Annotated in this window: 22 protein-coding genes; 9 read left to right on the plus strand and 13 right to left on the minus strand. The window is 38.7% G+C overall.

Going from position 1 to position 24561, the window contains the following annotated elements; translation table 11 throughout:
• Positions 1–30 precede the first annotated feature (30 nt).
• The 7 genes from LS69_RS05025 to LS69_RS05055 are packed head-to-tail and all read right to left on the minus strand — an operon-like array spanning position 31 to position 9840.
• Positions 31–1584 (minus strand): DNA repair protein, encoded by a 1554-nt coding sequence (locus LS69_RS05025; protein ID WP_238699156.1) that lies wholly within the window; start codon positions 1582–1584, stop codon positions 31–33.
• Complete coding sequence (locus LS69_RS05030; protein ID WP_138122771.1) at positions 1581–2450, minus strand: NAD(+)/NADH kinase; 870 nt, start codon at positions 2448–2450, stop codon at positions 1581–1583. The genes LS69_RS05025 and LS69_RS05030 overlap by 4 nt, the downstream gene beginning before the upstream one ends.
• A gap of 1 nt (position 2451) precedes the next feature.
• The gene (locus tag LS69_RS05035) at positions 2452–3342 is read right to left on the minus strand and encodes a hypothetical protein (RefSeq protein WP_238699158.1); all 891 of its coding nucleotides are present in this window, start codon (positions 3340–3342) and stop codon (positions 2452–2454) included.
• Positions 3343–3351: 9 nt separating this feature from the next.
• The gene (locus LS69_RS05040) at positions 3352–4161 is read right to left on the minus strand and encodes a J domain-containing protein (protein WP_138122773.1); all 810 of its coding nucleotides are present in this window, start codon (positions 4159–4161) and stop codon (positions 3352–3354) included.
• 54 nt (positions 4162–4215) lie between these two features.
• Entirely contained in the window at positions 4216–6285 is a 2070-nt protein-coding gene (locus LS69_RS05045) for a dynamin family protein (RefSeq protein WP_138122776.1), read from the minus strand.
• Positions 6278–8698: a dynamin family protein gene (locus LS69_RS05050; protein WP_138122778.1), complete on the minus strand. Its 2421-nt coding sequence runs from the start codon at positions 8696–8698 to the stop codon at positions 6278–6280. The genes LS69_RS05045 and LS69_RS05050 overlap by 8 nt, the downstream gene beginning before the upstream one ends.
• Positions 8695–9840, minus strand: a complete 1146-nt coding sequence (locus LS69_RS05055; protein ID WP_238699159.1) for an MFS transporter — start codon at positions 9838–9840, stop codon at positions 8695–8697. Before LS69_RS05055 ends, LS69_RS05050 begins: the two co-directional genes overlap by 4 nt.
• Positions 9841–10260: 420 nt before the next feature.
• Between LS69_RS05055 and LS69_RS05060 the strand changes: the two genes are divergently transcribed.
• The 5 genes from LS69_RS05060 to nspC all read left to right on the plus strand — a co-directional run bounded on the left by LS69_RS05060 (position 10261) and on the right by nspC (position 15575).
• Entirely contained in the window at positions 10261–11217 is a 957-nt protein-coding gene (locus LS69_RS05060) for a methylenetetrahydrofolate reductase (RefSeq protein ID WP_138122780.1), read from the plus strand.
• A 100-nt stretch (positions 11218–11317) separates the two neighbouring features.
• A complete protein-coding gene (locus tag LS69_RS05065) occupies positions 11318–12340 on the plus strand; it encodes a YeiH family protein (protein ID WP_138122782.1) in 1023 nt (340 codons plus the stop codon).
• Positions 12341–12366: 26 nt separating this feature from the next.
• The gene (locus LS69_RS05070; RefSeq protein ID WP_138122784.1) at positions 12367–13530 is read left to right on the plus strand and encodes an FtsW/RodA/SpoVE family cell cycle protein; all 1164 of its coding nucleotides are present in this window, start codon (positions 12367–12369) and stop codon (positions 13528–13530) included.
• Positions 13531–13557: 27 nt separating this feature from the next.
• The gene (locus tag LS69_RS05075) at positions 13558–14358 is read left to right on the plus strand and encodes a 3'-5' exonuclease (protein WP_138122786.1); all 801 of its coding nucleotides are present in this window, start codon (positions 13558–13560) and stop codon (positions 14356–14358) included.
• On the plus strand, positions 14313–15575 hold the full coding sequence (gene nspC / locus LS69_RS05080) for a carboxynorspermidine decarboxylase (RefSeq protein ID WP_138122788.1): 1263 nt from the start codon (positions 14313–14315) through the stop codon (positions 15573–15575). The genes LS69_RS05075 and nspC overlap by 46 nt, the downstream gene beginning before the upstream one ends.
• A 10-nt stretch (positions 15576–15585) precedes the next feature.
• Here nspC and LS69_RS05085 read toward each other — a convergent pair whose 3' ends face one another.
• The 4 genes from LS69_RS05085 to LS69_RS05100 form a co-directional block, all read right to left on the minus strand.
• The gene (locus LS69_RS05085; protein WP_138122790.1) at positions 15586–15825 is read right to left on the minus strand and encodes a hypothetical protein; all 240 of its coding nucleotides are present in this window, start codon (positions 15823–15825) and stop codon (positions 15586–15588) included.
• Positions 15826–15949: 124 nt separating this feature from the next.
• The gene (locus LS69_RS05090) at positions 15950–16234 is read right to left on the minus strand and encodes a hypothetical protein (protein ID WP_138122792.1); all 285 of its coding nucleotides are present in this window, start codon (positions 16232–16234) and stop codon (positions 15950–15952) included.
• Between the two features lie 11 nt (positions 16235–16245).
• Positions 16246–16629 carry a hypothetical protein gene (locus LS69_RS05095; protein ID WP_138122794.1) on the minus strand — a complete coding sequence of 128 codons (384 nt, stop codon included), beginning with the start codon at positions 16627–16629 and terminating at the stop codon, positions 16246–16248.
• Between the two features lie 110 nt (positions 16630–16739).
• Positions 16740–17291: a hypothetical protein gene (locus LS69_RS05100; RefSeq protein ID WP_138122796.1), complete on the minus strand. Its 552-nt coding sequence runs from the start codon at positions 17289–17291 to the stop codon at positions 16740–16742.
• A gap of 115 nt (positions 17292–17406) precedes the next feature.
• Between LS69_RS05100 and LS69_RS05105 the strand changes: the two genes are divergently transcribed.
• The 4 genes from LS69_RS05105 to LS69_RS05120 are packed head-to-tail and all read left to right on the plus strand — an operon-like array spanning position 17407 to position 22936.
• On the plus strand, positions 17407–19266 hold the full coding sequence (locus LS69_RS05105; protein ID WP_138122798.1) for an extracellular solute-binding protein: 1860 nt from the start codon (positions 17407–17409) through the stop codon (positions 19264–19266).
• A 9-nt stretch (positions 19267–19275) separates the two neighbouring features.
• Complete coding sequence (gene yejB, locus LS69_RS05110; RefSeq protein ID WP_138122800.1) at positions 19276–20313, plus strand: microcin C ABC transporter permease YejB; 1038 nt, start codon at positions 19276–19278, stop codon at positions 20311–20313.
• A gap of 2 nt (positions 20314–20315) precedes the next feature.
• Positions 20316–21362: an ABC transporter permease gene (locus LS69_RS05115; RefSeq protein ID WP_138122802.1), complete on the plus strand. Its 1047-nt coding sequence runs from the start codon at positions 20316–20318 to the stop codon at positions 21360–21362.
• Positions 21359–22936, plus strand: coding sequence for a dipeptide ABC transporter ATP-binding protein (locus tag LS69_RS05120; protein WP_138122804.1), 1578 nt, complete (start codon positions 21359–21361; stop codon positions 22934–22936). Before LS69_RS05115 ends, LS69_RS05120 begins: the two co-directional genes overlap by 4 nt.
• 261 nt (positions 22937–23197) lie before the next feature.
• Here LS69_RS05120 and LS69_RS11080 read toward each other — a convergent pair whose 3' ends face one another.
• The gene (locus LS69_RS11080; protein WP_275050961.1) at positions 23198–23320 is read right to left on the minus strand and encodes a hypothetical protein; all 123 of its coding nucleotides are present in this window, start codon (positions 23318–23320) and stop codon (positions 23198–23200) included.
• Between the two features lie 93 nt (positions 23321–23413).
• A complete protein-coding gene (gene selD / locus LS69_RS05125) occupies positions 23414–24418 on the minus strand; it encodes a selenide, water dikinase SelD (RefSeq protein ID WP_138122805.1) in 1005 nt (334 codons plus the stop codon).
• Positions 24419–24561 lie beyond the last annotated feature (143 nt).

Raw genomic sequence — 24561 nt, forward strand, 5'->3', positions numbered from 1 at the left:
TGCTGTGATGAGTTTTAGAAAAAAGCGCATTTATTTTCCCTTGACGCGTTTTGTGGCAAACTCCAATGCCTCTTTGGTGATTTCATTGCCGCTAATCATTCGGGCAATTTCGCGAATCCTGCCCTCCTCATCAAGCGGAATTACCTGTGAACCTTGCACACCTTTTTGCACCAAAAAATGCGTATCTGCGAGACTTGGCATATGGGATTGGTGCGAGATTGCAAACACTTGATAATGGCTTGATAGCTTTTTAAGAGCTTCTGCGACGCCTTGCGATTCTTCTCCGCTTAAATTCGCATCTACCTCATCTAAGATGATAATGGCTTGATTTTTTTCTTGCACACTTTGGGTAAGCAAAAGTGCAAGACGGAATCGGTTAAACTCCCCAGCACTTAGGTTTTTTAGTCCTGTATTTAGAGAAATCTCCAAAGATTCTTTGCCACAAATCGTCCAAGATTCCACTTCTTGGATTGGAGAAAACACCACTTTAGCCTTAGGCATTTTAAGAGAATTTAAAGCCAAACTTAAAGTCTCGCTAAAACTTGCCAAATGCTTTTCTCTCGCCCTAGCCAACGCATTTGCGTTTTTTTCTAAAGATTCTTTGGTGGCTTGAAACTGCACTTTGGAATCTTTTAGCAGAGAATCCAAGTTTTCGTATTTTTCTAATTCTTTTTTCTTGGATTCCAAATACTCCAACGCCTCTTCTATGCCGCCATATCTGTTCTTTAGCGCACTTAATGCTTCAATGCGATTCAAAACTTCTTCTACATTTGCATTTTCTAGCTCCCCTAACCTCTCGTTTTCTTGTGCACACAATTCTTCTAATTCATTTAAGGCATTGGTGATAAAATCATTTTCCTTGCCAATGAGATTCAAAAAATGTGCAACACAATGGCTTTGATTCAAAAACCCCTGCACTTCTTGCAAACTCTCGCTGATTTTTTCTTTTTTGGAAATTTCTTTTTTAAAAGCCAAAAGTTGCTCGTATTCGTCTTTTTTGGGATTTAGGGATTCTATCTTGCCAATTTCAAAACGCACAAATTCTTTAAGTTCTGCGACCTTTAGCGCTTCATCTTGTAGCTTTTTTAATGCAATTTTTGAATTTTGAAATTGCACAAAAGATTCTTTATAGCTTTGGAGAAGCGAAGGATATTTGGAATCCCTAAAAGCGCAAAAGCTATCAAAAACTACAAACAAACTCTCTTCGCTAATAACTTCAGACTTGGTGCTTAGGTGTTTTAAAAAAGGGGCGAAGATTTCTTGAATGCGCTTTTTGGGGATATTTTGCGCATTTAAAAAAAAGCGAATCTTATCTTTTTTGGTGAGCGTTAAAATCACTTCTCCCTCTTCTACTAACCCTTCAAACTCTGGCGAGATTCCTTGTAGCTCCAAAGTCGCCTCTAATACTTGCGCATTGCACTCACGCAAACCAAAAAGTGCTAAAATGGATTCCATTAGCACAGATTTTCCTGCGCCACTCGCCCCACTAAAGACATTGAAATGCTCACTTGGGACAAAACGCGTCTCTAGGAAAGCAGGAGAATTTTTGATAGCAATTTGACGAATCAGCAATTTTTGCATCATTCAAAATCTCCCCAATGGAATTTTTCTTTGAGAATCTTAAAATAATCCCAATGCGCATTATGAATCAATTTAACGCCATTGCTAGGCACACGAATAGAGATTTTTTGACCGAATTTTAAAGGCTTACTTTCTTGCCCATCAATAATCACATTACAACGACCCTCTTCGCCAAGCTCCACTTGCACTTCAAAACTACTTGGTAAAATCAGCGGACGCTGTGTCAGAGAGTGCGCACAAATAGGCGTCAAAAGAAGATTGTGAGAAAAAGGATAAACCACCGCACCCCCCGCGCTAATGTTATACGCGGTAGAACCTGTGGGAGTTGCAACAATCAATCCATCACCATAATATGCGTTAAAGTATTCCCCATCAATGTAGGCTTTGAGATAAATCATGGAGGTTTCATCAAGACGCGTCAAAATAATATCATTCAACGCAAAAAAACTCGCACTAGAATTTGTCTCATCTTGTATTTTGCCCTCTAGCATAATATGGTTTGCAATACGATAATCTCCGCTTTTTAAATGGGGCAGAAAGGAAGCGACTTCATCTCTTTGCAAATCTGTAAGAAATCCTAAATGCCCCATATTAATCCCTAAAATAGGCTTACCGAATGCGAAAGACCTTCGCGCAGTAGAAATTAATGTGCCATCTCCACCAATAGAAATGAGCGCATCGCATTGTTCGCATAATTCATTGAAATTCAATCCGCGCATACCAATCATTCCCGCACTTAAGGAATCCAAAATAACACGGAATCCCAAATCCAAAGCGAGACTTTGAAATTCTAAGAAATAGGCTTTTAGTTCCGGTGTGGAGGGGCGCAAAAAAACGCCCAAAGTGTGAATGGAGGGATTGCAGCTCATTTTATTCCACAAAATAAGCTTTGATACTATAACCGCGTTTGTTTTCTAGCTGTAAGCTTGGACCCTCAAAAACAACCGCATTAGGAAGTTTATCATTAATCGCACGAATCGCATTCCAAGCACGGAAACTTGCCAACCCTTCTTGTTTAAGCTCTGGAGATAATCCACGATAAGGATTCGTATCTACGATTCCTTGCACTTCAAAGGCGACCACGCGTTTGTCTGCTTGTAGCTCTTTATCTACTTTTGTCGCGATAGAAAGTAAGCAGCTTTGCGGAATCTCCCACGACCCAATATTCATAGAAAAGCATTCCGTGATGATTTGCTTTTTAGGTTTAATCGTATAACGCAATCTTGTAGTCGTGCTAGATTCCACACTACGCGCATTTTGCATTTCTTTGACAGAGAGGCTTAAGCCATCTACGGATTGTGCGAGAGAGGCGAGTTCTTTTTCTTTTTGATAAAGTGCCTCTTGAAGCCGCGCAATCTCCTCATCTTTTGCGGTTTGCACTGCTTGGGTTGTAAAGTCCCCCTGCGATTCTATGATAGGTGCTTGAGTTGGCTTTGTTTGGAATCCCAAAAGATTCTGCACTTTGTTTAGCAACGCTTCCCCGCTAGGCTGTGTTAAAAAATAATATCCGCCTCCAAAAATCAAGGCGACAAGCACGATTAGTAAAAACAAATAAGCCAAAAAACGACCTTTGCTACTAGATTCTTCAATATCTCCTAAAGAATATTCAATCGGCTTACTTTGCTCGGATTTTGGTGTTGTTTGGGATTCTGCTTTGGGTTCTTCTTTAAACTCTTCAAAGGTATCAAAAATATCTTCGGGAATCGTGGCAGAAAAACTATCAAGATTGGAATCAGTTTGGTTTTGTGTTGTATTAGACATTTGCACTCCTTATGCCACGCGTTTGAAATTAGACTTTATATTTTCATACGCTTCGTTGATTAAGCGGAATTTCTCCGCATAGCCATCAATGATTTTTTTATCCTGCCCATAGACATTATCAGGGTGATAGATTTTAGCAAGTTCTATGTAGCGATTCTTCACGCATTCAAAATCATCATTATAACCACAACCAAGAATCTTATAACTCTTTTTTAAGATTTTTTCTTCTTTGGTTAAATACTCATCAAAGCATTCAAAGGTATTGTGTGTTTTGAATGTTTCATAATCAAAATCTAGCACGATATTATGAATGACTTTCACCGAAAGTGCGCCAATGAGCTTTTCCCAAAAGTAAGGGCTACTAGAATCCAAAAAAACTTCTTGCTTTGTGAAGCTTAGCACAAAATCTTGAAACAAAGAAGTTAAATAGCGTCTTGCCAAACGGCTAGGACGATTGAGTTTCAAACAAACTTGAGAATTATCAAACGAACTTTGAATAATTTGCAAAGAAACGATGATATGCTCTAGCATTGCGCGGTGTTCAATCATCTTAATACGAATCGGAAGATAGCTACTATCAATAATGGTTTGAAAATCCTCACTGCTTTCTTTGGCTTCCTCTTGCATTGCGACATGGTATGCCCAATTCAAAAAGTAGTCCTTTTTATAACGCTCCCCATCATCAAGAATAAGCACCGAGCTTGAGAGACGATAGGCTTTGGAAAAATGCTTATAAGCAAAATCCACCGCGCGTTTTAGAAATTGCGATTCTTTTTCAATGCTGATTTGAATGTATGGCTCTAGGAGCTCTACTTTCATAAACCTTCCTTAAATCTTTCCTAATTTACGCCTTTTTTAGGCTTTCAAAACACACTAAGCAATTCCGATTCCACTTTTTAATTCTGAAGCATTAATGCGCTTTAATTCGTGTTTAATCGCTTCAAGATTCTTTGTAATTTTAGCCATTTCTTGCTTAAGTTCAAAGGAAACTTGCGCAATAAGCTGGATTTTTTCTTGCGTGGTTTGTTCGTTTTGATTTAAAAACTGCGCGTAAGTTTTTTTGAGACAATTCATCGGACCAAAAAGCCTTGCTTGGAATTGTTCAAAGCAAAACGACTCATTCAAACTCTCACGCACATTTCCCAAAGTCGGATTAAACAAAGCAAATTCTTCTTGATTTTCGCTATGCTTAGCAATCGCGTTTTTAATCTTCAAATCCAAAGATTTAAGCGTCAAATCAATCGCATTATTGTAGTTTAGTGAGAGGAAATTGCTTAGCACATTTAATTCACTGCGCAAATAAGAAGTTGCCACCAAAGCATTTTTATTAAAATCATCAAGCAGATTCTCATAACAATTCTGCGCAAACTCGTGCATTGCGCTTAAAGCCTCACTTTGTGGTGCGACAAGATAGAGTTCAATCCTCTTGGGTGCTTCGTGTTGCCAATGCGCCAATTCTGACTTTAGAGATTCTGTGTTTTGCGCGATAGATTGGACAAACAAATCCAAGAAGTTCTTAATTTGCACACTTAATGCCTTGTAATTTTTCACCAACTGCGTATCTTGGTTTTGCAACTCTATGCGGATTTTCTCTAAGGGCAAAACCACGACTTCTTTGGCGATTGCAACCGATTTGCTTCCCAAAAGACGCTTTTGCGTTTGAGTGAAATGTAACGCGTTTTTCTCCAAAGCATTAAAGATTCTCTGCGCCAAAGTATCCAACCACAAATCCAATCCAATATACAAATCATTGAATCTTTTTTGTTCTTTTTCTTGTGAAATAGCGCAATTTGTAATGTATTTTTTAAGATTCTCTTCCAAAACCTTTTGGAGATTCCAATAACATCGGTTAATCTTATGGTATTGCAAATGCAACAAAATGTGCATTTCGCGCAACTTTTTAAGTGTGCTATAAGATTTTGCAAAACTCGCCTTAGGCTTAATGGTTTGGTTTAGAAAATCAAAAATCAAAGGCATATTAGAATCCTGCATCAGCTTAGCGGAATTTTGAGAATTTAGGGATTCCAACGCATCTTTGATTTTATCTTGCGTAGCTTGATAAGCTAAATTTAGGGATTCTAAAGTCTCTTGTGTATTTTGAGATTCCTTTGCCTCATCAGAAGCTTGAAGTGCTAAGCCTTGAATCCCTTGTGCAAACTCTAAAAGCTTTGTTTCAAGGAGTTTTTGTGGGGTGTTTAATCGCGCATTTAATGCGAGTTTTGCAGAAATTGGAATCACCGCAGAAAAAATCCCTTCAAAGGCGACTTTTGCATATTCTAAACTCGTTTGCACTTCTTTTTCGTCTTTTAATCTATCCTTTTGATTCAGCACACAAAGGCTTTTTTGGGCAAAATGCGTGATAAATTCCTTAAGTAATGCTTTTTCGCTATTTTTTCCCGCATTATCAATCAAAGTCAGCCAAATAATCCCATCTACATCTTCTAGGATTTTCATCGTCGTATGCGTATCATCGGAATTTTGGGAGTTAAAGCCCGGCGTATCTAGGAAATTAATTTCTTTTAGCGACAAAATCGGCGCATAAAGGCAAAAATGATGAATGTTTTGGGAGTTTTCGCGTGAGAGCTTATGCAAGAAATCCACATTTTGCAGAACCTTGCGCCCGTCTTTATAAAGAATCTCTAAAATATAATCCTCTCCATAGCAGATTTTGCAAACCTTTGAAGTAATAGGCGTAATGCCTGTTGGTAAAATATCTTGCCCCAAAAGCGCGTTTAAAAAGGTGCTTTTACCACTTGAAAATTGCCCAATCACTGCGATTTGCATTGGCTCATTTTCTTTTTGTTCCAAATTTTCAAAAAAGCTTAACGAATAATCGTTGGGATTAAGATGATTGAGACATTCTAAAATCAGCTTTTGTGTTGGAGATTTTTGCGCGATTTTTGCTTGTAAGTGTTCGCATTCTTGAATATATTGTTTAAGCATTTTCATCTCCTTGTATCGCGCTTTGCGTCGCATAAACTTGCAAGGCTTTAAAACATTGCAAAGATTCTTCTATCGCGCCTTGGGCTTGTGCTAAAAGTTCTTCTTTTTGAGTTTTTTCTTGTGTGCTTTGCTTGGAGTTTTGCAAGGCATTTTCCAAAATCTTCGCTTTATTATCCAAATCCGCCTTTAAACTCGCTTCTAACGCTTCAAGGTTGCTTTGGAAATTTTCTATCAGTTTGGATTCTAGTGCTTTGCTTTGCTTGATGATGAGTTCAAAAAACTCTACAAATCCTACTTCAAAATCCGCATTCAAAGCGACTTGAAGCTCGTTTTTTTGATTTTTGCCATATTTTTGCGCGGATTTGGCAATACGCCAAAAAAGCTTTAATGAAGTCTTTTTCAAGAAACTTTCATCAAAATGCAAATGAAAATTTCCTAGAAGATTGGAATCTTTCTCGCAAGATTGCATCGCGCTTTCAAATTGGCTTTGGAGTTGGGTGATTTTCTTGTCCAAACTCTGTGTGCAAAAGCGCAAAACATCACTCAAAGCATCCTTTAATCCCAAATCTAAAATATTCTGCAACCGCTCATTACTCGGCGTTTTGCCCTTATCATAATCATAGACAATATCCGCGAAAATTCTCTCATTTAAGACGCTTTTCGAAACTTCTAGTTTTTGATTCAACTCTTTTTGCAAAGTAATCAAATAATCTTGTAGTTGTGTGGTTGCATTTTCTAGGGATTCTTTGGTTTGCTGCAGAGTTTTTAAGCTTTGTTCTTGTTCTATTTTGGCTTCTTGGATTAGATTTTGAATCTCACTTTCTTTAGCAAAAAGCAAACTTTTTTCTAAAATACACGCGGATTTAATGCTTTCAAAAACGCGTGAAAAACCTTGCGCACTTAGATAAACCAAGTCTTTTGCTTTGGTGCTATTGCTTCCTAATAAAGTTTGATTCAAATAAGCAAGGAGTGCATTAAAGTTAGAGGATTCCAAACTAAAGCCCAATTCTTTTGCTTTTTGTGGATTGGTTTGCACGAGCAGCGCAGGATAACTTGCAAGTGCGATAAAATCTAGCCTTTGGAGCAAAATTTGCGCGTTTTGTTGGGACATATTTTGACTTAAACGCGCCCTAATGCTTTCTTTAGTGTAGTTTAGCGCGGATTCTAACTCTTTGGGTTCTAGCAGATCCGCGTGTGTTAGCAAAATCAAGATTCTTGAAATATTGGCATTTTGCAGAGTTTGCAAGATAAACTCCACATCAATTTGCGTCGCGCTTTGTGCGGCATTCATCGCGTGGATTAGCAAATCACAACCCAAAATGTAGCCTTTCGTGATTTCCTCTCTTTGGACGATAGGATCATCAAGCCCGGGCGTATCTACGATTTCCACTTTGTTTTCTAAAAACTTCAAAGGCGTAAAAAGCGTCGTTTCTTTGATGAGATTGCACAAGCGGCTTGAATGGTTTGCCGATGTGTATTTGGGCAACTCTTCTAAGCTGATTTCAAGACTTTGTGTGGAATCTCGCACATATTTTTCCAAAAACTCCTTAAACTCTGTATTCGCTAACAACTCATCAAGCGCGGAATCTCCGATTGTGGATTGCAAATCCTCCCATTCTGCCTTATTCCAAAACTTCACACACGCACTTGGATTCTTCGCGTATTTTAAAAGCGTCAAACTCGCAGTTTCTGGAATCGTAGAACTGCCTAAAATCTCTTGACCCAAAAGCGCGTTTAAAAGTGTGCTTTTGCCCGAGCTTAACACGCCTGTAACTCCGATAGAAAAATGTTGGTTTTTAAGCTTCTCCAAAAGAGATTCCAACTCTTCTAAGCTTGAAGCGAAGTTTGGCAAATCTTGCAAATTTATCCCGCCTAACTCCTCGCGCTTTTGCTCCAACAACCTTAAGCTATTTCCTAAAAAGTCTTGTAAAAACTCGCCTTGTAAAAAATTCTCCCAAGAGGTAGAATCTTGTTTGGATTCTTGATTAGAATCCTCGCTTTCTTCTTGGATTTCTTGCTTTATAATTTCTTCTAAATGGGCTTTTACTTGCTCCACAAATGCACCTTTTGCGATTTCTTTGGATTCTAATACATTTAAATTTTCTAGCACTTTTGCTAAAAGACTTTGGGTTGCTTTGGGTTGCTTTACAAAGGCTTTGTGGATACTTAAAAGCAAGGTATATTGCACTTGCAAGATTCCTTTAAAACTTAGAGTTTTACAATACTTTTCACAGAGATTTTGAAGTGTGGAGCTTTGCCAAAAGCTATTAAAGCTTTGACTATCAAGACTTAAGAAAATCGCGATAATCTCACTTGCTTGTTCGTTTTCTAAAATATGCAAATTCCCCAATGGCACGATTTCTTTAAATAGAGATTCAAAAAATTCTCCTAACGCATTTTTTTCTTGATTCATACTCGCTCCTTAAAAATCAAACGCATTTTATAAAACACCAATGCACTCAAAAACAAAATCCCGCTCAAAAACACACAAAGCACTTCCCAACCAAAATGATGATAAATAAAGCTTGGCATAGTCGTCCCAATCGTGCCTCCGGTATAATAAAACGCGAGATACAAGCCATTTGTGATTCCTTTTTTGTCGCTGATAGAATTTACAACAGCTGATAAAACCGAATGCACGATAAACATTCCGATACAAATCACAAAAACCGCGAAAAATAGCCACCAAAAGCTTCTTAAAAGCATAATCAAAGGCGCGATTCCAAAAATCACAAAGCCAAAAACAATTGCGCGTAAATCCCCACCAAGCAATCGTTTAATGCGCCCTGCCAAAAGCGCGGTGATAATGCCAATAAGATAACCAAGATATAAGAATCCAATTTGCGCAGGGGTTATATCGGGATTTAAGGCTTTGATTTCAAAAGGCATAAAATTCAATGCGCCTTGAAAGCAAAACAACACCAAAAAAGCCCCCATATAGAGGATTGCATACCGCTTGTCTTTAAGCAATTCTAAAACAATCTTTGGCGTGATTTTAGCATTTGCCATTTGAGAGCTTTGCGGGAGTTTATAGGAAAGAATCGCAACGATTAGCGTGGTGATTCCTAATGCGCCAAAAGTAAATTGCCACGAAGAAATAGAAGTGATAAACCCACCACCAACGCGCGAAAGCACACCACCAAAAACCGTGGAAGCGACATAAACGCTGACATATTTTTGTATGTTTTGCGTCTTTACGCGCGTTAAAGTCGTTAAAGTCGCAGTTAGAGCCGCTGGAATCGCAAGAGCCTCAAACAAACGCAGAGATAAAAAGGTCTGATAATCTTGTGCGAAACACAGCCAACATTGCAAGATTCCAATCAAGCCCAAAGAAACAAACAAGACTTTGCGCGTATCAAATTTTTCTAGCAAATAACCATACACAATGGGCGCAAAAGCAAGTGCAAACAAAACCACAGAAGTAAAAAGCGTAACTTGCGCGATAGAGATTCCAAACTCCTCCATAAAAAGAGGCTGCATGGGTTGCGTAATATAAAGGCTAGAAATCGTTACCATAGCACTTAACATTACGACAAACAAAATGTAATTTTTCACAATTTTTCCTAATTTTCCCAAATGGTTAAATATTCTTAGAACTTTTATAAAATTTTAAAGCAAATTTGCTAAAGATTTTTTGAAATATGCGTTCTTGCGCGGATTTCACTCGCGGAATCCATAATTTAAACAGCCCGCAATTCTACTATTTTCGTCATTGCGAACGAAGACGCAGCAATCCACAACTTCAACAACCATTCGCTTACTAGCCTACAATTCCACTACTTTGCCCTTGCAATCCTCACAATAACGCCCTAGCACAATCCTTTTGTTATTGTCAATAACAGATAAAAATCTTAAGCCTATAATTCTTAAAAATTCAAATTAATAATTTTATAAATTCAACTTGTATTTATAATTTTTTGCTAAAATTTCCGCTTGATATTTAATCTATTTTATCATCTAAAGTTAGGAATCTCTATGCAAAATTCTTTTAAAGCATCAAAATCTTACACGCAAGATTCTTTTTCAAGTGCACAAATAGAATCGTTTATAGAAAAATTATTAGGCAAAGAAAAATGCTTCACCTACGAGTTCTCCGCCCCTGCGAGTTTCAATCTCCAACCGCTTTTTGACAATCTTAAAAGCGAACATTTCATCGCTAAACTAGACGCATTTGTCTGCACAGATTCTCCATTGGGCAAACTCAAGCACAGCGCGATTCTTGCAAGTCTTAAGATTCAAAATACTTTCAAAATTCCAAGCATTACAACCATTTCTATGCGGGACAAAAACACCCTCGCCCTACAAAGCGACCTTTTGGGTATGAATAGTTTGGATTTGCGCCTTATACTAGCACTCACAGGCGATCCTTTAAGATTGGGCAACCAACCCCAAGCGAAAGGAGTTTTTGAAGGAAATAGTCTTTTGCTTCTTAGAATCATCAATGCACTCAACCAACAAAAAGATATTAATAGCGAAAATATCCACGGGGATTCCAAGCCCATTTATCCCTTTTGCGTTTTAAATTCTTATGCCAACAAAAAAGAAAATCTCTATCGCAAAATGCAAGAAAAAATCCAAAATGGCGCACAAGCGATTTTCACCCAACCCATTTATGACCCAAATATCGCGCAAGAGTTGTTGCAATGGTGCGAAGAAATCAACGCACAATGCCAAACAAAATGCGTTTTAGTCTTTGGATTTTTCCCGATTTTTTCTTATAAGACCGCACTTTTTTTGCACCACAAATTACCCGGCGTTTTCGTCCCTCAAGATTGGCTTATACAAATGCAAGAAGCAAGTCTAAAAGGCACGGAATCTCAAGTGGGCTTAGAAAAAAACAAAATGCTTTTCCAAACACTCTATAAATTGCACCAAAAATTTCATTTTATGAGTGCCAATAAACCGGATTTGATTGAAAAAATCATTTGCTAGAGAATAAAAATTTGTAAAAATTATTTAATTTTTCAAAGAGAATTTGCTACACTTCAGTTTTATTTTGATACCAAAACCCAACAAATCTTTAAGGTGAGAAATGAAGCAATCGTTAAAAAATCCGATAAAATCCTTTCTTAATGAATGGTTTTATGGCTTTGCATTGGTGCTTTTAGTGAGCTTATTTAGCTTTTTTCTCGCTTCTTTGCTCACGCAGTTTTTTTTATCTCCTTTGATTATTGGCGTCGTGTTTGGAATCCTCGCTTCCCCGATTTTTAGAAAAACCCAAAACAAATGCGAAAAAGCTGTTGTATTTAGCGCGAAAAAGCTTCTTAGGGCTGGAATTATTCTCTATGGCTTTAATGTAACCCTGCAAAGTATCGCATTTGTTGGCTTTAATGGAATCCTGCTAAGCCTCTTTGTTGTAGTTTTCATCTTAAGTGTTGGCTATTTTTTGGGGGTTAAGATTCTAAAGTTAGACAAAGAAATTGCGATTTTAGTGAGCGGTGGTAGCGCGATTTGTGGAGCGGCTGCGGTTTTGGCATTAGAATCCTCACTCAAATCCCAACCTTATAAAGGAATCATCGCCGTAGGAACGGTGGTTGTTTTTGGGCTTTTGGGAATGTTTTTATATCCGATTCTTTACTCGCTTGATTGGATTCCTCTTAGCCTCACGCAGGAGGGATATTATATTGGACTTACCTTGCACGAACTAGCCAATGTCGTAGGTGCGGGAGGGACAATCTCACAAGAAACGCAAGAAATTGCCTTGATTGTCAAAATGATTCGCGTTTTGTTGCTCGTCCCTGTTTTGCTCGTGATTCCTTATTTTCTACGCAAAAAAAAGGAATCCGAAAAACTACATATTCCTTGGTTTGCCTTTTGGTTTTTAGCAGTTGTCCTCACGCATTCTTTCTTCGCATTTCCCGATGAATGGGTTAGTTTTTTCCGATTTTTATCGGGATTCTTTTTGGTTATGGCGATGAGTGCCTTAGGGCTTCAAGTAGATTTGAAGAAATTTTTAGAATCCGGAGGCAAAGCCTTTGGATTGGCGTTTGTTTTGTTTGGCATTCTTATGGTTGGAGGATTTTTCCTTGTTTATTGTTTTGTTCCATTTATTTAGCACACAAGAAGTCAAAAAGGATTCCAATGGCTGATCGCCCTTTGTTTGTGCTTAGTGTAGCCTTGATTACTATTAGCATTATTTTTTCTTATTCGCTTTCTTCTTTTGCGGTTTTGTATTATGATTATGGAGAGTTTCATTTCGTTTTGCGCCAACTCACCGCTGGATTGCTCGGGATTCTGCTAATGTGGGGAATCTCGCGCTGCAATCCTGATAATTTTATTCTGTGGTTTGGCTTTACTTTGTTTTTTGGCGGAATCTTTTTAATGTTTATTATGCACTTCTTGCCCGAAAGCCTTGCAACAAGTGCTGGTGGAGCTAAGCGTTGGATTCGTTTGCCCTTTTTCTCACTCGCGCCTGTGGAGTTTTTTAAAATCGGATTCGTAACCTTTTTGGCTTGGAGCTTCGCGCGTAAATTTTCCCTTTTAGAGCGAAAAACACTCAAAGAAGAGTTTATTACTTTTTTACCTTATGTTGGCGTTTTTTTGGTTGCGGTTTATTTGATTGCTATTTTGCAAAACGACTTAGGACAAATCGTGCTTTTAGGAGCAACTCTAGCCTTAATGATGATTTTTGCGGGTTCATCTTTTAAGCTTTTTTTGTATCTTTTAAGTGGAGCTTTTGTGCTTTTTATCCTTGTCATTATTACAAGCACACACCGCATAATGCGTATTAAGGCTTGGTGGGCTGGAGCGCAAGACTTGATTTTATCTATCTTCCCGCAATCCATTGCGAACTCTTTGCGCGTTGAAAACTTGCCCGAACCTTATCAGATTCAGCATTCCCTTAATGCCATTGCCAATGGAGGAATCCTAGGCGAAGGATTGGGCAATGGCTTGATTAAACTAGGATTCTTAAGCGAAGTGCATACCGATGTGATTTTAGCAGGAATCACCGAAGAAGTCGGCTTCATAGGTTTATCTTGCATTAGTTTGATTTTTGTCGCACTGATTTTTAGAATCCTAAAAATCGCCAATCGTTGCGAAAACATTATGTATTATCTTTTTTGTTCGGGAGTTGCGGTGATTTTGGGATTCTCTTTCCTTATTAACGCCTTTGGAATCTCTGGATTGATTCCTATCAAAGGAATCGCTGTTCCATTTTTAAGCTATGGCGGAAGCTCTATTTTAGCTACAAGCATTATGGTAGGAATGGTGCTTTCTATCAGTAAAACTGCGAAAATGATATAAGAGATTTGGGATTGCGAGGATTCAACATTGCCAAAGCATTACGATAAACTTCTCGCAAGATTGCAAAAACAGCCCTTAAGCCAAAATGAATTTTTATCCCTGCTTTCCGAAGCTACGGGTTTGTTTGGCGACACAGAAAGTGAGCTTGAAATCATCAAAGGCAGCGGAATCCCATTACATTTCGCACACGATAAAGTCTATTACCGCCCTAATCTCACGCCCATAGAATCAGAAACCTTTTGTATCGTAGATATTGAAACCAATGGACATAATCCTCAAATCCACTCCCCCATTGAAATTGGCGCGGTAAAATTTAGCAATGGCAAGATTATAGATTCTTTTGAATCACTCATTTTTTGCGAAGAGATTCCCGAATACATCACCCAAATAACAGGCATTAATGCGCCAATGCTTGTTGATGCGCCCAAGATTCCAAAGGTTTTAGAATCCTTTAAATTGTTTTTAGGGGATTCTATTTTTGTGGCACACAATGTGAATTTTGATTACAACTTTTTAAGCCATTCTCTTTATCGTTATGGCTTTGGATACCTTTATAATACAAGGCTTTGCACGATAAAACTCGCTCAAAAAACCCTACAAGCCCCTCGCTATTCTTTAGGATTTTTAAATGAATTTTTAGGCATTAATAATCAAAATCTTCACCGTGCTTTGCAGGATTCCAAAACCGCTTTGGAAGTTTTTAAAATTTGCCTTACAAACTTGCCAACAAATCTCTATACAAGCAAGGATTTGCTAGAATTTATCAAAAAGGAGCCATCATTATGTCAGAAAAACAAAAGACAAAACAGCCTAAAACAAGATTCCTAACCCGTGATTATCCTGCGAATTTCGCCTCACTTCCAAGCCCGTGCTATGTGCTAGAAGAAGCCAAATTCAAACAAAACTTGCAACTTCTGCAATCTGTGCAACAAAAAAGTGGGGCTAAAATCCTACTAGCCCTCAAAGGCTACGCACTTTGGAGAAGCTTCCCCTTGGCAAAAGAATATTTAAGCGGAATCACGGCGAGTGGAATCTATGAAGCGCGTTTAGGCTATGAGGAGTTTGGCAAGGAAATCACGACCTTTAGCCCCTCTTACAAATCAGAAGAAATGCAAGAGCTTGTGCAAATCTCCGATCATATTATTTTTAACTCCTTTACGCAATGGCAGACTTTCAAAGGAATCATAGAATCCCAAAATGAGCTTAGAGTGCGCGAAGGAAGGGCAAAAATTGAAGTAGGTTTGCGTGTCAATCCACAATACAGCGAAGTAAGCCCGGAAATCTACAATCCTTGCGTTGAGGGTTCAAGACTTGGAATTCCGCCAAAAGAATTTAAAAAAGGCGTGAAAAAGTTTGGCTTAGAGGGCGTGAGTGGATTGCATTTCCATACACATTGCGAACAAAATAGCGATGCGCTTAAACGCACATTGACGCATTTTATTGCTCATTTCAAGGATTATATCCCGCAAATGCGTTGGATTAACTTCGGCGGGGGACATCATATTACGCGCAAAGATTATGATGTGGATTTGCTAATTAAGCTGATTTGCGACTTCAAAGCGAGATTCCAAACAGAAGTTTATTTAGAGCCCGGCGAAGCGGTGGGTTGGCAATGCGGATTCCTCATTGGTAGTGTCGTAGATATTGTGCGCAATGGCATTGAGATTGCAATCTTAGATGTGAGTGCCGCAGCGCATATGCCAGATTGCCTAGAAATGCCTTATCGCCCGATGATTCGCAATAGTTTTAAAGCAAAGGCACACAAAAAGCACAACAAACTTAAACTTAAAGGCGATAAACCCTATGCTTATCGTTTGGGCGGTCCTACTTGTCTTGCGGGAGATGTTATTGGGGATTATAGTTTCAAAGAACCGCTAAAAATTGGCGACCGTTTGATTTTTGAAGATATGGTGCATTATACTATCGTCAAAAACAATACTTTCAATGGGATTCCACTACCTTGCATTGGAATGTTGCGCGAAAATGGAGAATTTGAATTGTTTAAAGAATTTTCCTATCAAGACTACAAACATCGCAATAGCTAAGATTCAGCACTTAGCATAGAATCCGCTGAACCATTATTTTAAGAATCGCGAAAGATTCCCACAAAGCGGATTCTACCTCACCTCTTACAAACACCATTTGCAGACCTATAAGGATTCTGCCACCAAAGCACAAAATCGCCCTTGCACATTTATCAACAAATCCAACCCAAAATAAGCCTAGAAAGATTCTCCAATGCGCAATTACAGGCACAATACAAAAATTTACCATACTTAAACTACGGATTCTCAAAAAAGAAAGTTACTTAAAAAGCTTTAAATTAAGAAGTTACTCGCACTCATCTCGCCCTTTGCAATCACGAGGGCGAGATTTCACAATGCAAAATAAAGAGGAAAGAATCTTGGAGAATCTTAAATTATGCTTGTGCGAAAAGCCGTTTAGGATTCTTAAATAGCAAAAGCACAAACCAAGCAATCAAGCCACAAAGCACGACAACCGCACCAAGTGCCGCATCATCGCCACTAAGGTCCAAAAACGGCTCTCCCTCACTTAATGCGAAGATACAATCCACAATCCACATTAACCCCGCACCCCAATACATAAGGCTTAAAGTTCCTAGTTGGAGATTCTTTTGTGGATTACTCACAAACCAAGTAATGCTTGAAATTACCGCTGCAAACAAAGTAATGAGCAAACACATTATGGTCCCTTTTAAGCCATTTGTGCTTTAGAAGTGAGATTGGCATACATTTTGTCTGCGCAAACTACCATAATAGCCCAAATCGCGACAATCAACGCAACTTGCGCACTTCCAATCGTTAGGATTTCGTGAATCATTGCTTGTGTATCTTCTGGAGAACTCATTGCGGTCAAAAACGGCGGATAAGCGACAATCTCGCCATGCCATATATGCTCAATACAAAGCAAAAAAGCACCGCCCCACAACATATTAACAAGCCAACCTAGTTTGCGACTCCAAGAGATTTTGTGAGCAGTGTTTTGCACACTTCCACAAGCTTCTTCTTTTTTGGCAACGCCTTTTTTAACGACGCTTAAAACACCTGCAACAACGATGGATTCAACAAAACATGCCATATCAGCACCTCCGATTTTTAAAAAAAGTTAAAAAATAATAAACTAAAATATCTTAAGATTCCATTATATCGCAGAATCTTATTCTACACCGCCCAACCAAAACAAAGCCTCTAAAGCACACTTAAAGCACCCACCACAAGGCTAACCACAACACCCACTAGAATCGTAACAATTTGACTTTTACGATTCTTTTTAATATTAAACAGAGTAATCATCAATCCCGAAATATAAAGCAGAATTAAAGTTAATCCAAAGCTAATCGCCAAAACATCAAAATACCATTTTGCTTTGGATTTATGCAACATAATCATATCGCCAATCAAGCTACGCTCAATCGTAGTAATCGTCCAAGAAGAATCCGGATTCTGCTTGATACTTGCTGCATAATGCACACTGCCAACCTCTAACGCCCCGCTTTTTCTATTGACTTTTGGTTCAAGGTTTGTTGGGATACTTAGATGATTGCTTTTAAGATATTCCACGAGTGCTTGCGCTTCTTGTCCCTTTTCTATCTCTTGCTCCAAAGTATAGGTTTGCTTCGTTGCCCCAAAATCTTGATTGATTCCACAAATATACAAAACCCCGCTTAAGGCATACATTAACGCCAAAGGCAAGAAAAACAAACTAAGATAAATGTGAATATTGCGAAATTGTTTCGTCATTAAAGACTCCTTTTAAAAAATAATCGCAAGTATATTGTCAAAATGTGAAGAAAATGTGAAGTATTCTTAACTTTAATTTGCTAGAATACTTGAATTTAAATTTCTAAGGAAACTTATGCGCATTTCTCCTTTTGCTTTTTGTTTGGTTGGCTTTCTTACTCTCTCTGTTTGGCTCAATGCGCAAACTTATAGCGATTCTGCTTTTAGTGCCAATGGTGAGGTAAAATACAAGAATTTTACACATTTTGATTATGTCAATCCCAACGCACCAAAGGGCGGACATATCAAGCAATACGCGTTGGGAAGCTTTGATAGCTTTTATGATTTTTTACTCAAAGGCACAAGTGCCAAAGGGCTTTCTTTGTTATATGATACTTTAATGGTTCGTTCTTTTGATGAGCCTAGCAGTCAATATGGCTTGATTGCTAAGCAAGTTCAAAGAGCGCGTGATAATTCGTTTGTGATTTTTCATTTGGACGAAAATGCGCGTTTTAACGATGGCGCAGAAGTAACTGCCTTTGATGTGGAGTTTAGCTTCCAAACCATCGCGCGAGGAGAGAATCCCTCTATGGTGCGCTACTACGCAGATGTCAAAGAAGCCATTGTCGTAGATAAATACACGATTCGCTTTAATTTCAAAAATCCAGAGAATCGCGAATTAGCCTTAATCCTTGGAGATTTGCCTGTTTTGCCAAAGCATTATTACAAAGACGCGAATCTTAGCGAAAATCCTCTCAAACTCCCGCTAGGAAGCGGTCCTTATACTTTGGATTCTTTTGACGCAGGAAGAAGCCTTACCTATAAACGCGCCAAAAACTATTGGGCGCACAATCATAAAACGCGCATAGGAAGTTTTAATTTTGACAAAATTACTTTTGATTATTACAAAGACGACGCGGTCGCGCTAGAAGCTTTTAAATCCGGTAGATACGATTACAGAGAAGAATCTAGTGCTAAAAATTGGGCATTGGATTATCAAGGAGTTGCCCTCAAAAATGGAGATATTCAAAAGCTAGAATTACTCCATTCTTTGCCAAGTGGAATGCAAGGATTCGTCTTTAATTTGCGCAAACAACTCTTTCAAGATAGGCGTGTGCGTGAGGCTTTGGGACTCGCATTTGACTTTGAATGGAGCAATAAGAATCTGTTTTTTAGCCAATATCATCGCACAAAAAGTTTTTTTGATAATTCCGAATTTGCAAGTGTTGGGATTCCATTAGGCGCGGAATTAGAGATTTTGGAATCTTACCGCTCCAAACTTCCACCAGAGATTTTCACACAAAGCTTTTCTTTGCCCAAAAGCAAGGGAGATGGCAATAATCGTGAAAATCTCAAAAAAGCACAAACACTTTTAAAAGAAGCCGGATTTGTCTTTAAAAATGGCAAACTCTATCCGCCTAAAGCAGAGGATTCTACTGCGGAATCCTATGAGAAAGGACAACCCTTCACCTTTGAATTATTGCTCGTCAGCCCTGCAATGGAGCGTGTGGCGATTCCATTTCAGAAAAACTTACAGACTTTGGGCATTACAATGAAAATTCGTGTCGTAGATATGAGCCAATACATCAACCAACTCCGACAATTTGACTATGATATGATTGTAAGCGTTTTCCCACAAAGTCTTTCTCCGGGCAATGAACAAGCATTTTTTTGGGGTTCAAGTGCCGCAGATTCCGCAGGAAGCTATAACTATATCGGAATCAAAAATGAAGTTGTGGATTCCTTGATTGATAGAATCATTCAAGCCAAAAGCTACCAAGAACTTCTTGTAAGCACACGCGCGCTTGATAGGGTTTTGCTGTGGGAATATTATGTGATTCCACATTATCACGCAAAATCCTTTAGGGTTGCGTTTTGGGATTTTTTAGAACACCCTGCCATTGCCCCAATCTACAATATCGGCTTTGAAACTTGGTGGGCGAATCCCGAAAAGCTCAACAAACTACAGGCAAAATATCCAAATTTCAGACGCTAAAGGGCAAATTTGAAACAATATATCCTAAAAAGGCTTTTGTTGATTCTCCCAACTTTGCTTGGCATTATGACTTTAAACTTTTTCATTATTCAAGCAGCTCCCGGAGGTCCCGTAGAACAGATGATTGCGCGTTTGGAGGGAGTGGGTATGCAAGGAGAAGTAAGCCAAAATAGCCTTTATAAAAATCAAGGCTTAGATGAAGAAATGATTGCACAGATTCAAGCTCTTTATGGCTTTGATAAACCGCTTTTGGAGCGATATTTCTTAATGCTCAAAAACTATTTGTGTTTTGAATTTGGCAAGAGTTTTTATAAAAACACCGCAGTCGTGGATTTGCTCTTAGAAAAACTCCCTGTTTCCATTAGTTTAGGGCTTTGGAGCACTTTGTTAATTTACCTCATCTCCATTCCACTAGGAATCCAAAAAGCACTCAAAGAGGGAAGTGCGTTTGATCATCTCACAAGCACTTTAATTATCGTTGGCAATGCGATTCCAACCTTTTTATTTGCCCTGATTTTGATTATTTTCTTCGCAGGAGGAACTTATTTTAATCTCTTTCCTTTGCGCGGAATCGTAGGCGATGATTTTGGGGATTTAAGCTTATTTGGCAAAATCAAAGACTATTTTTGGCATATTACCTTGCCTGTTATCTCGCTTAGTATTAGCGGGTTTGCAACTTTGACTTTGCTGTCTAAAAATTCCTTTTTGGAGGAAATTCACAAACAATATGTCAAACTCGCTTACGCTAAGGGATTAAAGGAATCCCAAGTGCTTTACCGCCATATTTTTCGCAATGCAATGTTGCTCATCATCGCTTCTATTCCCTCTGCATTGCTTGGGATTCTACTAAGTGGCTCTTTGCTGATTGAAATCATCTTTTCGCTAGATGGTTTGGGGCTTTTGGGTTATGAATCCATTATCACGCGGGATTATCCTGTGATTTTTGGTTCTCTTTATATTTTTACGCTTTTTGGTTTGATTATCGGGCTTATCAGTGATTTACTCTACACAATCACAGACCCAAGAATCCATTTTGGGAAGGCGTAAATATGCGGCACAGAATCCCAAACCGAAGATTCCTAACTTTCAAGCAAAACAAACGCGCGTATGTCTCGCTGTGGATTTTTGCAGTGCTGTTTGTGCTTTGTATGAGCGCAGAATTTATCGCAAATGACAAACCACTTTTTGTGCGCTATGATGGGGCAAATTACTTTCCTTTATTTAAAGACTATCCCGAAACGACTTTTGGCGGAGACTTTGAAAGCCTTGCAAATTATAATGATCCTTATTTACAAAACAAAATCCACGAAAAAGGGTTTTTTATAATGCCTCTAATTCCTTATGCTTACGATTCTGTGATTTATGATTTACCCTCACCCGCTCCCTCTCCACCGAGTTTTAGGAATCCTCTTGGCACAGATGATTTGGGCAGAGATGTGCTTTCAAGATTGCTTTATGGACTAAAAACCTCTATTTTGTTTGGCTTGATTCTTACCTTTTTTAGCTCCATCATCGGACTTTTGGTTGGGGCAATCTGCGGGTATTTTGGTGGCAAAATAGATTTACTCGGACAACGATTGATTGAAATTTGGAGCGGTATGCCAATCCTCTTTGTTTTAATTATTTTTGCAAGTCTCTTAGAACCAAATTTTTGGAGTATTTTATGCGTGGTTTTGCTGTTTTCTTGGATTGCGCTTGTGCCTTTTGTGCGTGCAGAGTTTCTAAAAGTGCGAAATCTTGATTATATCAAAGCTGCCAAAATGCTAGGCGTTAGCCACTTTCGCATTATGTTGCATCATATTTTGCCAAATGCCCTTGTAGCCACGCTTACTTATTTGCCTTTTATTCTTTGTGGCAGCATTACAACCCTTGCTTCTTTGGATTTTTTAGGGCTTGGATTGCCTCCGCCAAGTGCGAGTTTGGGAGAACTCCTCTCGCAGGGTAAAAACAACTTAAACGCCCCTTGGCTTGGACTTAGCGGATTCTTTGCGCTAAGCATATTACTTTGTTTGCTTGTATTTATCGGAGAGGGTTTGCGGGATTCTTTGCGCAGTGAAAATATCCTTATTAAAGACAACAAAGGCAACCTCCAATGAATCCTCTTTTACAAATCCAATCCCTCCATGCCTCTATTCAAGGATTCCAACTTGAAAGCATTGATTTTAGCCTCCAAGCAGGGGAAACTTTGGGGATTGTTGGCGAATCTGGAAGCGGCAAAACCTTGCTTAGCCATTTGATTTTAAGACTTATCAAAGATTATCAAGTGCAAGGAGGAAAGATTTTATTTGTAGGAGAAGATTTACTCCAATTCAAAGAATCCCAAATGCAAAGTTTGCGCGGAAAAGGAATCAGCTACATCTTTCAAGAGCCTCTAAGCGCACTTAATCCTCTGCAAAAAGTCAAAAAACAACTTGGTGAAGCAATTTGGATTCACAATCCAAATATCGCAAAAACAGCATTGCAAGAGAAGATTTTAGAACTCTTAACTAATGTTAATCTACCCACAAAAGTTTTAGAATCCTATCCTTATGAGCTTAGTGGCGGACAAAGACAACGCGTGTGCATTGCGATTGCACTTGCAAATTCCCCTAAAATTCTAATTGCCGATGAGCCAACTACTGCTTTGGATTCTACAACACAAGCGCAAATTCTAAATCTCTTAAAAGATTTACAAAAAAAATTCAATCTTAGCATTCTGTTTATTAGCCATAATCTCGCTGTTGTCGCGAAACTTTGCCCCAAACTCATCGTGCTTCATCAAGGCAAAATTATAGAAAGTGGAGCGACACAAGAAATACTCCAAAACCCAAAAAATCCTTACACAAAGTTGCTTATTCAATCGTTAGGATTCCATTACAATCAAGAATCTTATGACACACAAACACTTCTAAAAGTCAAAAATCTAAGCGTCCAATATCCGATTAAAAAAAGCTTTTGGGGTAAAACCCTAGAATCTTTCACTGCCTTGCAACCCCTTAGCTTTGAACTAAAAGAGGGAGAAAGCTTAGGGATTATTGGAGAATCAGGAAGTGGCAAAAGTAGCCTAGCGCATGGGCTTTGTCGTTTGCTAGATTCCCAAATCATACAAGGCGAAGTGAATCTTTTGGGCAAAAACTTCTTTGCACTTAAAGGCGAGGAATTGCGCAAGGCTAGGAAAGAGATTCAAATCATTTTCCAAGACCCCTTTAGCTCTCTAAATCCTAAAATGAATATTTCTCAAATCCTACGAGAAGGAGTCAAAGCGCACCAAAAAGAACTGCATTGGGATTTTAAAAATTTGCAAGAAAAAATTACACAAAGCCTCTTTGATGTAGGCTTAGACGAAAGCTATCTCAAACGCTATCCCAATGAGCTTAGTGGCGGACAAAGACAGAGAATCAGTATCGCTAGAAGTTTGATTTTGCGCCCAAAAGTGTTGATTTTAGACGAACCTACAAGCGCGTTAGACCGCGCAACGCAAAGCCAAATTTTAGCTTTATTATTAAACCTTAGCAAACAATATCATCTAAGCTATCTTTGCATTAGCCACGATTTAAGCGTGATTGCAAGTTTATGCCAAAATGTATTTGTCCTCAAAGAGGGAAAAATGCTTGAATATGGCGCAACACAAGAAGTTTTTAAATCTCCCAAACACCCTTATGTTAAGACTTTATTAGAAGCAGCCCATTAACGTAAAGCCTTTTTGTTATTGTCTTACACTTTGTTATTGCAAGGCGCACGAAATACAACAAAGCACACACTGCTCACGAAGTTGCATTTAGTAATTTCTCGCAATAACGAAAGGTAACACAAAATGCAAGGTGGAATCTCGCAATGACACACGGCGAGGCAAAGGCTAATGCAAGACGAACAGGCAATAAGGAAAGATTTTCTTTGAAGCGTTAGCGAAAGAGAAAAATCAAGGTTGCCTTTTCTTGTCTGTGAGTTTGCATTAATCTTTGGCTAGGATTGTGATTGAATGCGGAATCTCAAACAATAAAGTGAAATCCTTTAAGGCGAGATTTTGGGCGCGGATTTGCAAGTGTGGGCAAACTGCGTTAGCAATGTGCGCCACGAAAACCTAACGGTTTTCTTGCAATGATGCAGTGGCGGATTCTTTGCAATGACGGCGGATTACTCACATTACGGATTGACAAGACAAGTCAAACTACTCTACAAAAATCCTAACTTGTGTTAATGTATCCACACGAGATTCCACTACGCCAATCATTTGCGCGGATTCTATCCCTGCTTCTTTTAATCTCTCCAAAAGCATTTTAACCTGTCCTTGTGGCAAGGCAAAGACCAATCCACCCGAAGTTTGCGCATCAAAAAGTAAAATCTCTAAGTCCCTAAATTTAGAATCACTTTTCAAACGAAACTCACACAAATGCTTAATTGCTCGTTCATTTCCACAGCTTCCACCAGGAATAATGCCCATTTTGGCAAACTCTATGGCTTCTTCCACCAAAGGAATAGATTGCGAATCTAAATGAATGTTAATTTTTGGATTCAACATTTCGCTCAAATGCCCTAAAAGCCCGAATCCCGTAATATCTGTGCAAGCGTGAATATCAAAGTCTTTTGCGATTTCACAGGCTTTGCGATTCAAAGCCGCCATAATCCGCGAAATCTTATCTGCTACTTTAGAATCTAGCATATTTGCCTTCAACGCCGTCGTTAGCACACCCATGCCAATGGGCTTCGTCAAGACCAAAACATCGCCAACTTGCGCCCCATTATTGCGCCAAATCCTTTGTGGGTTAATAATTCCACTCACACTCAAACCATATTTTTGCTCACTATCAGATACCGTATGTCCGCCAACTAGCACTCCTCCAGCTTCTTTAATCTTAGATAATCCACCCTCTAAGATTGCACTTGCATATTCTTGTGGAATCCTACAAGAATCCCACATCATCAGGTTTAATGCGCATTTTACGATTCCGCCCATTGCATAAACATCACTAAGCGCATTCGCCGCTGCAATCTGCCCATAAACATAAGGATCATTTACCACAGGAGTGATAAAGTCTGCAGTCTGCACGAGTGCGATTTCAGGTGTTAGCCGATAGACGCCTGCATCTTCATTACCTCTAAAATCCACCAGAATATTATCATTTGCTAAGTTTTTTAAGGGAGTGGCGATTTGTGAAAGGTCTTCCAGACCTATTTTACCAGCTCAACCTGCGACTTTAACAAATTGTGTAATTTTAATCTCTTCTTTATTTTCTTGCATAAAATCTCCAAATTTTTTAGCATAAACTTAAGTTTTACCTTATTTTAATATTTTTTTCTGCAAAATTATACAAAAAA

It is taken from the genome of Helicobacter sp. MIT 05-5294, from assembly GCF_000765675.1.
Taxonomy (GTDB): Bacteria; Campylobacterota; Campylobacteria; order Campylobacterales; family Helicobacteraceae; genus Helicobacter_D.

What these genes read in the sequence shown, in the direction of transcription:
- LS69_RS05070 (WP_138122784.1), top strand. Translation starts at nt 12,367, where the DNA reads ATGGCTGATCGCCCTTTGTTTGTGCTTAGTGTAGCCTTGATTACTATT.
- LS69_RS05040 (WP_138122773.1), bottom strand. Translation starts at nt 4,161, where the DNA reads ATGAAAGTAGAGCTCCTAGAGCCATACATTCAAATCAGCATTGAAAAA.
- LS69_RS05045 (WP_138122776.1), bottom strand. Translation starts at nt 6,285, where the DNA reads ATGCTTAAACAATATATTCAAGAATGCGAACACTTACAAGCAAAAATC.
- LS69_RS05030 (WP_138122771.1), bottom strand. Translation starts at nt 2,450, where the DNA reads ATGAGCTGCAATCCCTCCATTCACACTTTGGGCGTTTTTTTGCGCCCC.
- LS69_RS05115 (WP_138122802.1), top strand. Translation starts at nt 20,316, where the DNA reads ATGCGGCACAGAATCCCAAACCGAAGATTCCTAACTTTCAAGCAAAAC.
- LS69_RS05050 (WP_138122778.1), bottom strand. Translation starts at nt 8,698, where the DNA reads ATGAATCAAGAAAAAAATGCGTTAGGAGAATTTTTTGAATCTCTATTT.
- LS69_RS05095 (WP_138122794.1), bottom strand. Translation starts at nt 16,629, where the DNA reads ATGGCATGTTTTGTTGAATCCATCGTTGTTGCAGGTGTTTTAAGCGTC.
- LS69_RS05035 (WP_238699158.1), bottom strand. Translation starts at nt 3,342, where the DNA reads ATGTCTAATACAACACAAAACCAAACTGATTCCAATCTTGATAGTTTT.
- LS69_RS05065 (WP_138122782.1), top strand. Translation starts at nt 11,318, where the DNA reads ATGAAGCAATCGTTAAAAAATCCGATAAAATCCTTTCTTAATGAATGG.
- nspC (WP_138122788.1), top strand. Translation starts at nt 14,313, where the DNA reads ATGTCAGAAAAACAAAAGACAAAACAGCCTAAAACAAGATTCCTAACC.
- LS69_RS05090 (WP_138122792.1), bottom strand. Translation starts at nt 16,234, where the DNA reads ATGTGTTTGCTCATTACTTTGTTTGCAGCGGTAATTTCAAGCATTACT.
- LS69_RS05120 (WP_138122804.1), top strand. Translation starts at nt 21,359, where the DNA reads ATGAATCCTCTTTTACAAATCCAATCCCTCCATGCCTCTATTCAAGGA.
- LS69_RS05025 (WP_238699156.1), bottom strand. Translation starts at nt 1,584, where the DNA reads ATGATGCAAAAATTGCTGATTCGTCAAATTGCTATCAAAAATTCTCCT.
- LS69_RS05060 (WP_138122780.1), top strand. Translation starts at nt 10,261, where the DNA reads ATGCAAAATTCTTTTAAAGCATCAAAATCTTACACGCAAGATTCTTTT.
- LS69_RS05105 (WP_138122798.1), top strand. Translation starts at nt 17,407, where the DNA reads ATGCGCATTTCTCCTTTTGCTTTTTGTTTGGTTGGCTTTCTTACTCTC.
- LS69_RS05100 (WP_138122796.1), bottom strand. Translation starts at nt 17,291, where the DNA reads ATGACGAAACAATTTCGCAATATTCACATTTATCTTAGTTTGTTTTTC.